Annotated in this window: 12 protein-coding genes; 7 read left to right on the top strand and 5 right to left on the bottom strand. The window is 71.9% G+C overall.

Going from position 1 to position 15,171, the window contains the following annotated elements; genetic code table 11:
* Positions 1–834 precede the first annotated feature (834 nt).
* Positions 835–3,966, top strand: a complete 3,132-nt coding sequence (locus tag ACFYZ4_RS12825; protein WP_390783901.1) for a sacsin N-terminal ATP-binding-like domain-containing protein — start codon at positions 835–837, stop codon at positions 3,964–3,966.
* On the opposite strand, the gene ACFYZ4_RS12820 is transcribed toward ACFYZ4_RS12825, so the two are convergent.
* Together ACFYZ4_RS12820 and ACFYZ4_RS12815 are read right to left on the bottom strand one after the other, a co-directional pair.
* Positions 3,963–4,790 carry an SGNH/GDSL hydrolase family protein gene (locus ACFYZ4_RS12820; protein ID WP_390783900.1) on the bottom strand — a complete coding sequence of 276 codons (828 nt, stop codon included), beginning with the start codon at positions 4,788–4,790 and terminating at the stop codon, positions 3,963–3,965. The genes ACFYZ4_RS12825 and ACFYZ4_RS12820 overlap by 4 nt on opposite strands.
* Complete coding sequence (locus tag ACFYZ4_RS12815; RefSeq protein WP_390783899.1) at positions 4,777–5,343, bottom strand: PadR family transcriptional regulator; 567 nt, start codon at positions 5,341–5,343, stop codon at positions 4,777–4,779. The genes ACFYZ4_RS12820 and ACFYZ4_RS12815 overlap by 14 nt, the downstream gene beginning before the upstream one ends.
* An 87-nt stretch (positions 5,344–5,430) precedes the next feature.
* On the opposite strand from ACFYZ4_RS12815, the gene ACFYZ4_RS12810 reads away from it, so the two are divergent.
* From ACFYZ4_RS12810 to ACFYZ4_RS12800, 3 genes are all read left to right on the top strand, one after another.
* Positions 5,431–5,859, top strand: a complete 429-nt coding sequence (locus tag ACFYZ4_RS12810) for a nuclear transport factor 2 family protein (protein ID WP_390783898.1) — start codon at positions 5,431–5,433, stop codon at positions 5,857–5,859.
* A gap of 123 nt (positions 5,860–5,982) precedes the next feature.
* Positions 5,983–6,384, top strand: coding sequence for a hypothetical protein (locus ACFYZ4_RS12805; protein ID WP_384351375.1), 402 nt, complete (start codon positions 5,983–5,985; stop codon positions 6,382–6,384).
* Positions 6,377–8,089 (top strand): caspase domain-containing protein, encoded by a 1,713-nt coding sequence (locus ACFYZ4_RS12800; protein WP_390783897.1) that lies wholly within the window; start codon positions 6,377–6,379, stop codon positions 8,087–8,089. Before ACFYZ4_RS12805 ends, ACFYZ4_RS12800 begins: the two co-directional genes overlap by 8 nt.
* On the opposite strand, the gene ACFYZ4_RS12795 is transcribed toward ACFYZ4_RS12800, so the two are convergent.
* Together ACFYZ4_RS12795 and ACFYZ4_RS12790 are read right to left on the bottom strand one after the other, a co-directional pair.
* Positions 8,086–10,539, bottom strand: coding sequence for an HAD-IC family P-type ATPase (locus ACFYZ4_RS12795; protein ID WP_390783896.1), 2,454 nt, complete (start codon positions 10,537–10,539; stop codon positions 8,086–8,088). The two genes, ACFYZ4_RS12800 and ACFYZ4_RS12795, sit on opposite strands and share 4 nt — an antisense overlap.
* Positions 10,540–11,117: 578 nt before the next feature.
* Positions 11,118–11,396: a DUF2530 domain-containing protein gene (locus ACFYZ4_RS12790; RefSeq protein WP_351303873.1), complete on the bottom strand. Its 279-nt coding sequence runs from the start codon at positions 11,394–11,396 to the stop codon at positions 11,118–11,120.
* 128 nt (positions 11,397–11,524) lie between these two features.
* Between ACFYZ4_RS12790 and ACFYZ4_RS12785 the strand changes: the two genes are divergently transcribed.
* Positions 11,525–12,973: an NCS2 family permease gene (locus ACFYZ4_RS12785; protein ID WP_390783895.1), complete on the top strand. Its 1,449-nt coding sequence runs from the start codon at positions 11,525–11,527 to the stop codon at positions 12,971–12,973.
* Between the two features lie 13 nt (positions 12,974–12,986).
* Here the strand turns inward: ACFYZ4_RS12785 and ACFYZ4_RS12780 are convergent, their stop codons facing one another.
* Positions 12,987–13,169: a hypothetical protein gene (locus ACFYZ4_RS12780; RefSeq protein ID WP_030156886.1), complete on the bottom strand. Its 183-nt coding sequence runs from the start codon at positions 13,167–13,169 to the stop codon at positions 12,987–12,989.
* A 130-nt stretch (positions 13,170–13,299) separates the two neighbouring features.
* On the opposite strand from ACFYZ4_RS12780, the gene ACFYZ4_RS12775 reads away from it, so the two are divergent.
* Complete coding sequence (locus ACFYZ4_RS12775; RefSeq protein ID WP_319728456.1) at positions 13,300–13,737, top strand: MarR family transcriptional regulator; 438 nt, start codon at positions 13,300–13,302, stop codon at positions 13,735–13,737.
* A gap of 25 nt (positions 13,738–13,762) precedes the next feature.
* Entirely contained in the window at positions 13,763–15,112 is a 1,350-nt protein-coding gene (locus tag ACFYZ4_RS12770; RefSeq protein ID WP_351303879.1) for an MFS transporter, read from the top strand.
* The last annotated feature ends 59 nt before the right edge of the window (positions 15,113–15,171 follow it).

The raw sequence follows: 15,171 nt of genomic DNA, 5'->3' as shown, positions 1-15,171 counted from the left end.
CGTGAAGTCGCCGGGGGCTTCGGCGTTCCCGGTCTCTGCCGCACGGTCTTCGGCGTTCCCGGTCTCCGCCACACGGTTTCGGCCAGCGTCCGAGCTCAAGTGGACGGAAAGTCCGGATTCCAGTTGTCTCCGCGGGCGGGCGTCCGGCGCAGGGTGCGGAAGAGCCGGGCCGGTGGGCGGGCCGTTCAATTCACCGACGGGATCAGGCCATTCGAAGATCGCGGGCGGGTGGGGGAAGTTGGTCCGACCGAGGGGGCGGCGCCTACTGTCGCCCCAGGTCACCACCGGTTCGCGCTCGTCAGCTGATCGTCGGTGGACCGCCCTCGCCGTTTGACCCGGTGCGGACGGTCCGCGAGCTGCCGGCCGCCCCCGCGATGCCGGGCCACTCCCTCCCGTGGCCCGGCATCCGGAGCGACGAGCGACCAGCGACCAGCGACGGCAAGACCTTGGTCCCAAAAATCGGGGCAAAGAGCCTGCGAACGGAAGCCCTGAGCCCCCGTCGCGGCCTGCGCCGAGCCCACCCCCCAGGCGTCCGCCGTGCACCTGAGCCCGACTTCGCCCCACCGCGCGACGCGGCCTGGTACGAGGACGGCCCCACCCCCGGCGAGCCGGGCGCCGCCGCCGTCGTCGGCCACATGGACACGCACGGCAGGGCGGAGCTCCGCCTGATCACCTGCGGCGGCCGGCTCACCCCGGACCGCCACCGGGATGCCGACGTCGTCGTGTTCGCGCACCTCACGGGCAAGGCGCAGTTCCGTACGCGATACCTTCAGGGGTCCGGAGGGCAACTCCGGTGGGCAACTCTTGACGGCAGCACAGCGTGGAGGCAGCGGCGTGAGCGTGCGAGTGACAGCGGCACAGAGCGGCGTGGACCCCTTCGGCACGGCCCGGCTGCGGCGCGGGGTGCTCGACGCCTGGGGCGCGGGCCCGGCCCGGTTCCGCGAGGACGCCAACGCCGAGGAGGACCTCGCGCTCGGCGGCTACCGGGACCGGCTCGTCATCGAGCTGGCGCAGAACGCCGCCGACGCCGCGGCCCGGGCCAAGGTGCCCGGCCGGCTGCGGCTCACCCTCCACGAGGGCGAGAACGGCCACGCCCTGCTGGCCGTCGCCAACACCGGGGCCCCGCTCGACGCGACGGGCGTGGAATCGCTGAGCACCCTGCGCGCCTCCGCCAAGCGGGAGCCGTCCGGGGACAGCGTCGGCCGCTTCGGCGTCGGCTTCGCGGCCGTCCTCGCCGTCTCCGACGAGCCCGCGGTGCTCGGCCGGCACGGCGGCGTCCGCTGGTCCCTGGCCGAGGCCCGCGAACTGGCCCGGGACGCCGCCGTCGGCAGCCCCGGCCTCGGCGACGAACTGCGCCGCCGCGACGGACACGTCCCGCTGCTGCGCCTCCCGTTGCCCGCCGAGGGCACCGCCCCCGACGGCTACGACACCGTCGTGGTCCTCCCGCTGCGCGACGCCGCCGCCGAGGACCTCGTGGAGCGGCTGCTCGCGGGCATCGACGACGCCCTGCTGCTCACCCTGCCCGGGCTGCGCGAGGTCGTGGTGGAGACCCCCTCCGGCGGCTCCCGCGCGCTGTACCGGCGCGACGAGGGCCCGTACACCGTCATCGAGGACACCACCGCGTCCGGCACGCACACCAGCCGCTGGCGCACCGTCCGCCACGGCGGCCCCATCGAGCGCGCCCTGCTCGCCGACCGGCCCGTCGAGGAACGGCTGCGGCCCGCCTGGGCGGTGTCCTGGGCCGTGCCCGTCGACCCCGAAGGCGCCCCGCTGCGCCCGGCCACCGCGCCCGTGGTGCACGCGCCGACCCCCACCGACGAGCCGCTGGGCATCCCGGCCCTGCTCATCGCGACCCTGCCGCTGGACACCACCCGCCGGCACCCCGCGCCCGGGCCGCTGACCGACTTCCTCGTGGAGCGCGCGGCCGACGCGTACGCCGAACTCCTCGGCGCCTGGGACCCGGTGACCACCGCCCTCGTCGACCTGGTGCCCGGCCCGCTCGGCAAGGGCGAGCTCGACGGGGCCCTGCGCGCCGCCGTGCTCCGGCGCCTCCCCCGCGTCGCCTTCCTCGCGCCGGCCGCACCGCCCGAGCACGCCGAGGAGCGCGCGGCCCTGCGCCCCTTCGAGGCCGAGGTGGTGGAGGGCGCGGGCGCCGACACCGTACGCGTCCTCGCCGAGGTCCTGCCGACGCTGCTGCCGGCGGGCCTGGAGCGCCGCGCCGAGCTGCGCACCCTGGGCGTGGGCCGGCTCCCGCTGGGCGATGCCATCGAGCGGATCGCGGGCATCGAGCGGACCCCCGAGTGGTGGCACCGGCTCTACGACAGCCTCGCCGGGGTGGACCCGGACCGGCTGTCCGGGCTGCCCGTGCCGCTCGCCGACGGCCGCACGACGATCGGGCCGCGGCACGTCCTGCTGCCGTACGCGGACACCCCGGCGGACCTGGCCCGGCTGGGGCTGAAGGTGGCCCACCCGGACGCGGCGCACCCGCTGCTGGAGAAGCTCGGAGCCCTGCCGGCCACGGCGCGGGCCGTGCTGACGACCCCGCAGGTGCGGGCCGCCGTCGCGGGCTCCCTCGACGCCGGGGAGGTCTGGGACGAGGACGCGGACACCCTGGACGCCGACGAACTGGCCGAAGTGGTGCTGGGGCTGGCCCGCGACGCCGATCTGGCACCGGGCGACGAGCCCTGGCTGGGCGCGCTGGCCCTGCCCGACGAGGACGGCGAACTGGTCCCGGCGGGCGAACTGCTCATGCCGGGCTCGGCGCTCGCCTCGGTGATCCGCGAGGACGAGGTCCCGTACGTGGACGCCGAGCTGGCGCAGCGGTGGGGCGAGGGCCCGCTCACCGCCTGCGGGGTGCTGGCGACGTTCCAGCTGGTGCGCGCCACCGACGTGGTGCTCGACCCGGACGAACTGGAGCCCCGCGAGGGCGACTTCGCCGAGCCCGACGACGCGGGACTGCTGGACGCGGTGGACGTGTGGTGCGAGGACCTGCTGGACCAGCTGCCGGACACCCCGGTGCCGCCGGTGGCGACCGAGCTGGTCGCCGTACGGGACCTCGACCTGGTCGACGACGACTGCTGGCCGCAGGCCCTGGCGATGCTCGCGCAGCCGCCGCTGCGGGACGCGCTGACCCAGCCCGTACGGGTGCTGCTGCCGGACGGCACCACGCAGTCCGTGCGCTCGTACACCGCGTGGTGGCTGCGCGACCACCCGGTGCTCGACGGCCGCCGCCCGGCGGGTCTGCGCGCGGCGGGCGGCGACCCGCTGCTGGCGGGCCTCTACACCCCGGCGGACGCCACGGGCTTCGAGGACGAGCAGGTCCTGCGGGCGCTGGGCGTACGGACCACCGTGGCGGCCCTGCTGGACGAGCCCGGCGGCGCGGCCGAGCTGCTGGCCCGGCTCGCCGACCCGGAGCGCGAGGTGACGGGCCGGCAACTGCACGGCCTGTACGGGGCGCTGGCCGATCTGGACCCCGAGCAGGTCACCCTGCCGGACGAGCTGCGTGCGGTGGTGGACGGCGAGGTCCGTGTGGTGGACGCGGCCGACGCCGTGATCGCGGACGCCCCGGACCTGCTGCCGCTGACGGCGGGGCTCCCGCTGCTGCCGGTGCCGCCGTCGCGCGCGGCGGACCTCGCGGAGCTGCTCCAGGTGCGCCGCCTGTCGGAGACGGTCCCGGCGGAGGTGACGACGCCGGGTGAGGTGCACGAGGTCCCGGAGTCGGTGCGCGTGCTGCTGGGCCCGGCCACCCCGGTGACGTACGTGGAGCACGAGGAGCTGGTCGCGGGCGGCACGGAACTCGACTGGCGCCGCACGCCCGACGGCACCCTCCACGCGTCCACGCTGGAGGGCGTGGCGGCGGGTCTCGCCTGGGCGGCGGGCCAGTGGCCGCGCCGCTTCGAGGTGGCGGCGCTGCTGGAGGACCCGTCGCGCACGGCGGAACTGGCGCGGGACCGCTGGTTCGACTAAGGCTGGTTCGGCTGAGGCTGGTTCGACTGGGGCGCGATGTCCGAGGGCGTCGCGCTCAGCGGCAGCAGCCGGGGGCGCTTGGCGGTGCGGCCGTCGCCGGAGGAGCGGCCGCGCAGCCGGCGGCCCAGCCAGGGGCCGAGGAACGCGGCGACCCAGCGCAGTTCGGCCGCCAGGGCCGATCCATGCGGGGCGGCGGCCTGCGGCGGCAGGGGCAGGGTCCAGCTGTCGTCGCTGCCGGGCAGGTGGAGGGCGTGGGCGAGGGCCGCGGCGATCCGTTCGTGGCCGACGGGGCTGGCGTGGAGGCGGTCCGTGGTCCACATCCGCGGGTCGGCGACGGCGGCCGGCCGGGCGGTCTCGGCGACGGTGACCCCGTGGCGGGCGGCCGCCGCGCGGATGCGGTCGTTGAGGTCGGCTATGCGGGGCGAGAGGGGCCGGGCCAGCGGCACGACGCTGCCCAGGTCGGGGAAGGTCACGGTCGCCACGTGGGTGCCGGCGGCCATCAGCGCGGCGAACATCTCCTCAAGCTGCGCGGCGACCTCCGCCGCGTCGAACCGGGGCCGGAGGATGTCGTTGACCCCGGCGACGACGGTGGCCAGGTCGGGGCGCAACGCCAGGGCGGGGCCCAGCTGTTCGGCGCGGACCTGGCCGGCGAGGCGTCCCCGTACGGCCAGGTTGGCGTACCGGAGGCCGGGGTTGACGGCCGTGAGGTGCCCGGCGAGGCGGTCGGCGAAGCCGCGCAGGCCCGCCGTGTCGTCCCCGTCGCCGAGGCCTTCGGTCTGGCTGTCGCCCAGGGCGACGTAGCGCAGGTACTCACCGTTCGGCACGGTTCAGCCTCTCCCTCAGGACGGCCGCACTGCGGCGGCACCAGTCGCGGTGGCCCTGCTCGAAGGCGATGCCCCGGAGGCCGGTCAGGTACCCGCCGATGCCCTCGCCGCGGAGCAGGTACTCCTCCTCGTCCGTGTCGCCGCGCATCTTGCGCAGCACCCTGCCGAGGAGCTCGATCTTGGCCTCGGCCTCGGCCGCCCGCTCTTCGAGCTGTTCGATCACCGGCGCGGTGCCGATCCGGTCGGCGTTCTGGACCTTGACGAGCAGGTCGTCACGGATGACCTGGGGCTTGGGCGCGGCTGCGGCGAAGTCCTCCAGCTCGGCGCGGCCGGCGTCGGTGACCTGGAACATGCGCTTGTTGGGGCGGCTCTCCTGGACCACTTGGCGGCCCTCGACCAGCCCGTCCTTCTCCAACTTGGTCAGCTCGGCGTACAGCTGCTGGGGGGAGGCGTGCCAGAAGTTGGCGACGCCGATGTCGAACGACTTCGCCAGCTCGTACCCGCTGTACTCGCCGTCCAGCAGCGCCGCCAGTACGGCGTGTCTCAAGGCCATCGCGGCAGCCCCCTTCCCTTTCCTCGCCCTCCCCCGCATCATACTCACGAATATGACTACTCAATTTCTTGACTATGAGGAGGGGCCATGAGGGAACGGGACCGGCAGACCGCCGAACGCTTCCGCGCAGCCGTGGAGAAGCGCGATCTCACCGCGGTGGAGGACCTGTTCACCGAGGACATCCGCTTCTACAGCCCGGTCAAGTTCACCCCCTTCGAGGGCCGCCCCATGGTGCTGGGCCTCTTCGGGGTCCTGCTGCGGATCTTCGAGGACTTCCGCTACGTCGGCCACTTCGAGGGCACGGCCGAGACCAGCACCGACGGCACGGAGACCCCCTCGGCGATCCTCGCGTTCCGCGCCACGGTGGACGGCAAGCAGATCCACGGCATCGACCAGCTCCAGTTCGACGAGGCGGGCCGCGTCAAGGAGTTCACGGTGATGGTCCGCCCCCAATCCGCCGTCCAGGCCCTGGGCCAAGCAGTCCTCACCGGCCTCCAGTCCGAGGGCCTCGCCTAGGCCGTCTCCCTCGCCCACACCCTCCGGAGGCCGGTGCATCGTGGGGGTCCCACGCGGTTGGACGTGCGGTGGATCGGGCGCCGGGTCCAGACTGGAGGTGGGGGCGAGCCTGCGGAGCTGACCATGGCGGAACGGTTGCTCATCGAGGTCCAGCAGAACGGCGAAGACGCCGAGGTGCTGCTGCGGGAAGTGGACACTCTGCGCCGGGATCTCCTGGAACTGGATGTCGAGAGGGTCGAACGGGCCCCGTCGGGCCCTGCCCCACCGGGTACCCGAGCGGGGCCGGCCGACCTGGCGAACATCCTGTTGGTCACTCTGCCGGCGGCGATGCCGGTGCTGCAGAGCATCGTGTCCGTCGTCGGTGACTGGCGAAAGCGCGCCGTTCAACCCCGCAGGGTCGTCCTGAAGGTCGGAGACAACCTCCTCGACCTCACGGGCATCGACGCCGAGGAGGAAAGCCGCCTCACCGAAGTCTTTCTCCGTGCCAGCGGCCTCCGCGGCCCCGAGGACGCGAACCGTGACTGACCGGCCGAAGAAGGCGCTCATCGTCGTCACCGGCACCTATGGCGACAGCCGGCTCACAGCGCTGCGCGCGCCGCCGCAGGACGCCGCGGCGCTCGCGGAAGTACTGGGTGACCCGACCATCGGCGATTTCGACGTCGCCGTCCTTCGTGACCCGGGTTGCCAGGAACTGCGTGAGGCCGTCGAGGAATTCTTCGCGGAGCGGGCGGCCGAGCACACCCTGTTGCTGCACTTCTCGTGCCATGGACTGAAGGACGGGTCGGGCACCCTCTACCTGGCCACGAAAGACACCAGGTGCGTCCGCCTGGCCTCCACGGCCGTTCCGGCCGAGTTCGTGAGCGGCCTGATGCTGGCGAGCGTCGCCCGACGCGCCGTCGTCGTCCTCGACTGCTGCTACGCGGGGGCGTTCGAGCGGGGGATACTCACCCGCGCCGATACGGACGCGCACGTGGAAGACAGCTTCCAGACCCTCGGCCGGATGGGTGGCGGCAGCCAGCGCGGACGGGCAGTTCTTGCCGCGTGCGGTGCCGTCGAATTCGCGCGCGAGGGAACCACGGCGGCGCCGTCCTTCTTCACCCGCACTCTGGTGAAGGGCATACGGTCCGGCGATGCCGACCTGGACGGCGACGGAGAGATAGGCCTGACGGAGCTCCACGAGTACGTGTGCGACGAGCTACGCGAGTTGACGCCCCACCAGACACCACGCTTGTGGGTCTTCGGCGCCCACGGCGGCGACCTTCCGATCGCCCGGGCACCCGCGCGGCTCGCGAAACCGCCGCCCCTCCCGGAGGAGGTGGCCGCTCACGTCCGTTCACGCAGTCCCACGCGCAGGCTTTGGGCCATCGAAGACCTTGAGTCCCTGCTGCACGGCGACGACATCGGACTGGCCCTGGCGGCCGCCACGGCATTGGAGCGGCTGAGCGGGGACGACAGCCGTCGCGTGGCGGACAGCGCCGGCAAGGTCATGAGTTCGGCACGACCCCGGGTCAGGCAGGACTCGCTGGACCTGGGCACGATCGCCATGGACTCACCCATGCCCGCAGTCGTGATCACCGTGGAAGGAGCGCCCCTGGTGCACTCCACTCTGGAAGCCACGGCGGACGCCCCCTGGCTGGCGGCCAAGCAGGTGACCGATGGGGTCGAGGTCAGGGTGAAGGAGGTGCCCCAACCGGGACCCCACGAGGCCCGTGTGCTGATCCGTACCGCCACAGGGGAGGCGTCTGTTCCCGTTCAGGTCCAGGTCGGGCGCAAGGAGATGGGTGCGGTATCGCTCCTGGGGCACCAGCCATGGAAGTCTCCGCCGCCGCCTCCACCGCGCAGACCCTCCGAACCTCTCATGCACTGGCCCTTCAGCAGCGCGGCGGTGTTCCTGGCGGTCTCGCTCTCCGTCTTCCTGTTCGCCGCAGACCCCGGTTCCGCCTTCGGATCGAGCGCCGGCTGGCTGACCTGGCCGGTGGTGGGGGTGAGCATCGTCGTCAACACGGTGGTGTCCCTCCGGGTTCGACGTGACGCCGCCGTGTCTCGAAGTATGGCGTCGTCCTGGGGGTATTCGGCCCTGACCGTGCTCCTCGCGACGGGGACGTTCCTGCTGTTCGGTGTGTACATCCGCTCCCCCGCCACGATCGTGGCCGTGCTCTCCCTGACATGCGCCTGCATCGCCATGCTCATCGGAGCCATCGCCCTCTGGGGGGCAGCGTTGTCCGGCTAGGCCGGGAACCTGCGGTTCACCCAGCGGAAGGTGAGTTCGATCAGGGTGGCGGCGGCTGCGGCGATGGCCACCGCGATCCAGGGCATCGTCGTGCCCTCCAGCTTGAGCTGGAAGAAGTCCTGGAGCCACGGCACCACGAGGACGATCAGGAAGGCCGCGCCCATCGCGCCGACCAGGGCCACCCGCCACCACGTGTACGGGCGGGCGATGATCACCAGGACCCACATCGAGGTCAGGAACAGTGTCAGCGTCGCCGCGCTGCTCTCGGCCTCCAGGGCGCCCGGGCCGGTGTAGTGGTGGCGGGCGATCAGGTAGCTGATGAAGGTGGCCGTCGCCGCGATCACGCCGCCGGGGATCGCGTACCGCATCACCCGTTTCACGAAGTGCGGCTTCGCGCGCTCCTTGTTCGGGGCGAGGGCCAGGAAGAAGGCCGGGATGCCGATGGTGAGCGTGGACAGCAGCGTCAGGTGGCGGGGCAGGAAGGGGTACTCGACCTGCGAGCAGACCACCAGGATCGCGAGGAGGACCGAGTAGACCGTCTTGGTCAGGAAGAGGGTCGCGACCCGGGTGATGTTGCCGATGACGCGGCGGCCTTCGGCGACCACCGAGGGGAGGGTCGCGAAGCTGTTGTTGAGGAGGACGATCTGCGCGACGGCGCGGGTGGCTTCCGAGCCCGAGCCCATCGCGACGCCGATGTCCGCGTCCTTGAGGGCGAGCACGTCGTTGACGCCGTCGCCCGTCATGGCGACGGTGTGGCCCTTGGACTGGAGGGCCCCGACCATGTCCCGCTTCTGCTGCGGGGTCACGCGCCCGAAGACGGAGTTCTCGTCGAGGACCCGCGCCATGTCGGCCTGGTCGGTCGGGAGCTTGCGGGCGTCCACGGTGTTCTCCGCGCCCGGCAGCCCCAGCTTGCCGGCGACCGCGCCGACGGAGACCGCGTTGTCGCCGGAGATGACCTTCGCCTTGACCTTCTGGTCGTCGAAGTAGCGCAGGGTGTCGGCCGCGTCGGGCCGCAGCCGCTGCTCCAGGACGACCAGGGCGGTCGGCCGGACCCCGGTGGCGACGTCCTCGTCGTCGAGCTCGCGGCCGGAGCGGGCCAGCAGCAGGACCCGTAGGCCCTGCTCGTTGAGCTCGTTGATCTCGTCGAGGGCCGGGTCCCCGGCGGGGAGCAGTACGTCGGGGGCGCCGAGCAGCCAGGTGTTGTTCTCGCCGTCGCCCTCGCTGAAGCTGGCGCCGCTGTACTTGCGGGCGGAGGAGAAGGGCAGGGACTCGGTGCAGCGCCACTCCGCGCTGTCGGGATAGGCGTCGATGATCGCCTGGAGGCTGGCGTTGGGCCGCGGGTCGGACTCACCGAGCGCGCCGAGCACCTTCTTGACGTACGCCGCCTCCGCGCCGCCGAGCGGGCGCAGCTCGGTGACGTCCATGCCGCCCTCGGTGAGGGTGCCGGTCTTGTCGAGGCAGACGACATCGACCCGGGCGAGGCCTTCGATGGCGGGCAGCTCCTGCACGAGGCACTGCTTGCGGCCGAGCCGGATCACACCGATGGCGAAGGCCACGGAGGTGAGCAGGACCAGTCCCTCGGGGATCATCGGGACGATGCCGCCGACGGTCCGGGCGATGGAGTCCTTGAAGTTGTTCTCCTTGACGATCAGCTGGCTGATGATCAGGCCGATGGAGGTCGGGATCATCATCCAGGTGACGTACTTGAGGATGGTGGAGATGCCGGAGCGGAGCTCGGAGTGGACGAGCGTGAAGCGGGAGGCCTCTTCGGCGAGCTGGGCGGCGTAGGCCTCGCGGCCGACCTTGGTGGCGGTGAACGCGCCGCCGCCGGCGACGACGAACGAGCCGGACATGACCGGGTCGCCGGGCTTCTTGAGGACGGGGTCGGCCTCGCCGGTGAGGAGGGACTCGTCGATCTCCAGCCCCTCGGCCTCGCCGACGGCCCCGTCGACGACGACCTTGTCGCCGGGGCCGAGCTCGATGACGTCGCCGAGGACGATCTCGGAGGTGGAGATCTCGGCGGTGCGGCCGTCGCGGCGCACGCTCGGTTTGGCCTCGCCGATGACGGCGAGGCCGTCGAGGGTCTTCTTGGCGCGCAGTTCCTGGATGATGCCGATGCCGGTGTTCGCGATGATCACGAAGCCGAAGAGGCTGTCCTGGATCGGCGCGACGAAGAGCATGATCACCCAGAGCACGCCGATGATCGCGTTGAAGCGGGTGAAGACGTTGGCGCGGACGATCTCGGTGGTGGAACGGCTGCTGCGGACGGGGACGTCGTTGACGTCGCCGCGCGCGACGCGCTCGGCGACCTCGGCGGTGGTCAGGCCGCCGGGCCTGAACCGGGGCGCGGGTGGTGGCACCGGGTGGACCGGATCGAGCTCCGCGCCCGCGTCGATGGCGGCGCCGGGTCGCTCCGGCCCGTCCTGATCGATCTTCGCCCGCTGCGTCATGTCTTCGACGTTAAGCGGGGTTCGAACGCTTCACCCGCCGAGCGGCGGGAAGATCCGACCTCGGGATGACCCGAATCGTCCCTTGGTAGGGGGGCGGCCGGTTGGCTGCCGGTTGGCTGCGCCGCTCGGGCTGGGTGTGGGGGTGGCCGGTTGTGCCGGGGCCGGACGCCGGGTGGCTGCGCCGCTCGGGCCGGGTGTGGGGGTGGCCGGTTGTGCCGGGGCCGGGCGCGCGCCGGGGTGTCTCCTCGGACGCCGAACGTGGCGAGGGGTCGGAGCCTGCGGCGGCAGTGCGTTCGACGCCCTGCGGGGATCACCCCGACACACACCCGACCCCGGCCCAACCGGCCCGGTTCGAGGTCAGGCCCGGCGGCCTTTCACTCCAGCTTCGCCGCACCATTTCAGCCTCGCCGGCGTTTGAGGCGCGGGGTTCGGGGCGGAGCCCCGGTCTTTGGGCCGCACCGTCCAGCGGCGCCGCACCATTTCAGCCTCCGCCGCACCGCTCCGGCACCGCCGCACAATCCAGCCCCGCCGGCGATTGAGGCGCGGGGGCGGGGCCCCGGGCCGGGGGCGGGGCTCGGCTAGGGCTGCGGGGTCGGGGGCTGTTCGGGCTGTTCCGCCGCGTGGCGCTTGAGCGCAGCGTCCCGGCCGCGGACGTACCAGATCCCGATCAGGCCGAGGAAGCCGCCGGCCGCGCAGGTCCAGACCCACCACAGCTGGCCGCGGTCGGCGAACCATCCGTAGAAGGGGAGCTGGACGAGGAAGAGGGCGAACCACAGGATCGTCCCGCCTGTGACGGTCGCGACGACGGGGCCCTCCAGGGGCTCGGGCGCCTCATGCTTCGCAGTCCATTTCGCCATGCGGCAAGTCTAGGCGCGCCGATTCGTGGTCTACGCGCGGAGATGGACGCTCCTTCGCTCATGTGTTCATACTGAAACGGTTTGGGCGTGGCCCATTTTCTTCGTATGAACCACCCAATGAGGACCGTATGAGCACCCCCACGGCCACGGCCCCGGACCCCTCCCTCCAGGGACCCTCCGGAGGAATCGACCGCTACTTCAAGATCTCCGAGCGCGGTTCGACCGTCGCCCGCGAGATCCGCGGCGGCTTCGCCACCTTCTTCGCGATGGCCTACATCATCGTGCTCAACCCGATCATCCTGGGCAGCGCGAAGGACATGTACGGGCACCAGCTCGACAACGGTCAGCTCGTGACGGCCACCGCCCTGACGGCCGCCTTCACCACCCTCCTCATGGGTGTCATCGGCAACGTCCCGATCGCGCTCGCCGCCGGCCTCGGCGTGAACACGGTCGTCGCCCTCCAGCTCGCCCCCCGCATGAGCTGGCCCGACGCCATGGGCATGGTGGTGCTCGCCGGCTTCGTGGTGATGCTGCTGGTCGCCACCGGCCTGCGCGAGCGGGTCATGCACGCCGTGCCGCTGGGCCTGCGCAAGGGCATCGCCATCGGCATCGGCCTGTTCATCATGCTGATCGGCCTGGTCGACTCGGGCTTCGTCTCCCGCATCCCGGACGCCGCCCACACCACGGTCCCGCTCCAGCTCGGCGGCACCGGCCACCTGGACGGCTGGCCGGTCCTGATCTTCGTGATCGGCGTGCTGTTCACCCTCGCCCTGCTGATCCGCAAGACGCCCGGCGCGATCCTGATCTCCATCGTGACCATGACCCTCGTCGCGGTCGTCGTCCAGCTGATCGCCAAGGTGCCCGACACGGGCTGGGGCCTCACCGTGCCCGAGTGGCCGGGCAACCCGGTGGCCGCGCCCGACTTCGGGCTGGTCGGCGAGGTCAGCCTGTTCGGCGGCTTCGGGAAGGTCGGGATGCTGACCGGCATCCTCTTCGTCTTCACCGTGCTGCTGTCCTGCTTCTTCGACGCCATGGGCACGATCCTGGGCGTCGGCGACGAGGCCAAGCTGATCGACAAGAAGACCGGCGAGTTCCCCGGCATCAACAAGGTCCTGCTGATCGACGGCCTGGCCGTCGCCTCGGGCGGCGCCACCTCCTCCTCAGCCACCACCTGCTTCGTGGAGTCGACGGCCGGGGTCGGCGAGGGAGCCCGTACGGGTCTGGCGAACGTCGTGACGGGCGCCCTCTTCGCCGTGGCGCTGTTCCTCACCCCGCTCGCCACGATGGTCCCGTCCCAGGCCGCCACCCCCGCCCTGGTGGCGGTCGGCTTCCTGATCCTGGCGGGCTCGATCAAGGACATCGACTGGAGCGACTTCACCATCGCCGTCCCGGCGTTCCTGGCCATGGTGATGATGCCCTTCACCTACTCGATCACCAACGGCATCGGCATCGGCTTCATCAGCTTCTGCGCCCTGCGCGCGGCGACCGGCCGGGGCCGCGAGGTCCCGGTGGCCATGTACGTCGTGGCGGCGGTGTTCGTCTTCTACTACGCGATGCCGGCCCTCGGCCTCACGTAGGCCCTGCCCGGGCTCACGTGAGCCCGTAGAACTTCTCTGTCTCGTCGACGGCGGCCTTGAAGCGCTCGTCGAAGTCATCGCGGATGAGCGTCCGGACCACATAGTCCTGGACGCTCATTCCGCGTTTGGCGGCGTGAGTCCGGAGCCTGTCGAGGAGCTCCCCGTCTATGCGCATGCTCAGCACATGTGTCCCCATGCCGAAAGAGTCGGGGCAGAGGGTGTGGACGCGTGTCACTTTCGGCCGCCGACTCACCCGTACGAGTGACCCCGTGCATGACCACCAAAAGTGGTGTTCCTTAGAGAGAGTAATGAGTTACTCTAAATACATGCCTGACCTTTCCCATGGCGACGATGCTGCCGCCGTGAACGATCTCCGCTCCGCCGTCATGCGGCTGGGGCGGCGCCTGAAGCACCAGCGCGTCGACGAGTCGCTGAGCCCCACCGAGATGTCGGTGCTCGGCACCCTCGCCCGCTGTGGCCAGGCCACACCCGGCGAGCTGGCGCGGCGGGAGCACGTCCAGCCGCCGTCGATGACGCGCATCGTCGCGTTGCTGGAAGCCAAGGGACTGGTCACGCTGGAACCGCACCCCGACGACCGCCGCCAAAAGGTGGTCCGCCAGACGGAGGAGGCCGAAGCGATGCTCGAAGAGAGCCGCCGCAAGCGCAACGCCTTCCTGGCCGGGCTCGCGGCCGAGCTGACCGAGGACGAATGGGCCAAGCTGCGCGAGGCCGCACCCGTCCTGGAGAAGCTCGCGCACCTGTAGGAACGACGCCAGGAGGCGAACGCTTTTGAGTACGGGAACCGGAGCAGACTCCGCACCCGGCCACACATCCACCCCTACTAAGGCCCCGGCGGGCCCCGCGGGCAAGAACTCGATGTTCAGCTCGCTGAGGATCCGGAACTACCGGCTCTTCGCGACCGGACAGGTCGTCTCGAACACGGGCACCTGGATGCAGCGCATCGCCCAGGACTGGCTGGTGCTCTCCCTGACCGGCTCCGCCTCCGCCGTCGGCATCACCATCGCCCTGCAGTTCCTGCCGATGCTGATGTTCGGCCTCTACGGAGGCGTCCTCGCCGACCGGCTGCCCAAGCGGCCCCTGCTCCTCGCCACCCAGAGCGCGATGGGCCTGACCGGCATCGCCCTCGCCGTCCTCACCCTGGCGGGACACGTCCAGGTCTGGCACGTCTACCTGGCCGCCTTCCTGCTCGGCCTCGTCACCGTCGTCGACAACCCGGCGCGCCAGACGTTCGTGTCCGAGATGGTCGGCAAGGACCAGGTCGCCAACGCCGTCAGCCTGAACTCGGCCAACTTCCAGTCCGCGCGGCTCGTCGGCCCGGCGATCGCCGGTGTGCTGATCACCGCCGTCGGCTCCGGCTGGGCCTTCCTGCTGAACGGCCTGTCGTTCGCGGCGCCCATCGCCGGCCTGCTGATGATGCGGACGAAGGAGCTGCACCCGGTCGAACCCCGGCCCCGCGCCAAGGGACAGCTGCGCGAAGGCCTGCACTACGTCGCCGGCCGGCCCGAGCTGATCTGGCCGATCGTGCTCGTGGGCTTCATCGGCACCTTCGGGTTCAACTTCCCGATCTGGCTGTCGGCGTTCGTCAGCGACGTCTTCCACGGGGACGCGGGCACCTACGGGCTCTTCAACACCCTGATCGCGGCCGGCTCCCTGGCGGGCGCCCTGCTCGCGGCCCGGCGCGGCCACTCCCGCCTGCGGCTGCTGGTGGCCGCGGCCGTGCTGTTCTCGGTACTGCTCCTCGTGACGGCCTTCGCGCCCGGCTTCTGGCTGTTCGCGGCGCTGCTCGTGCCGATCGGGGTCTTCGGCCTGACGGTCAACGTCACGGCGAACTCCAGCGTGCAGATGGCGACCGACCCCGAGATGCGGGGGCGGGTCATGGCCCTGTTCATGATGGTCTTCACCGGCGGCACCCCGCTGGGCGCTCCGCTGCTGGGCTGGATCACGGACACGTACGGCGCGCGGATGGGCATGGCGGCGGGGGCTGTGATCTCGCTGGTCGCCTCCGTCGCGATCGCGGTGGTCCTGGCCCGGGTGGGCAACCTCCGCGTACGGCTCAGCCGCCGGGGCGTGACGTTCGTCCCCTCGGCCGCCCCGCGCGACCTGGTCCCAGCCGCCTGACCCCGGGGCTCCGCCCCTGAACCCCGCGCCTCAATCGCCGGCGAGGCTCAAGATCGGGG

Source organism: Streptomyces sp. NPDC001513 (assembly GCF_042894695.1).
Lineage (GTDB): Bacteria > Actinomycetota > Actinomycetes > Streptomycetales > Streptomycetaceae > Streptomyces.
Note: the sequence above shows the minus strand (reverse complement) of the source record. Positions and strands in the feature narration are given on the sequence as shown.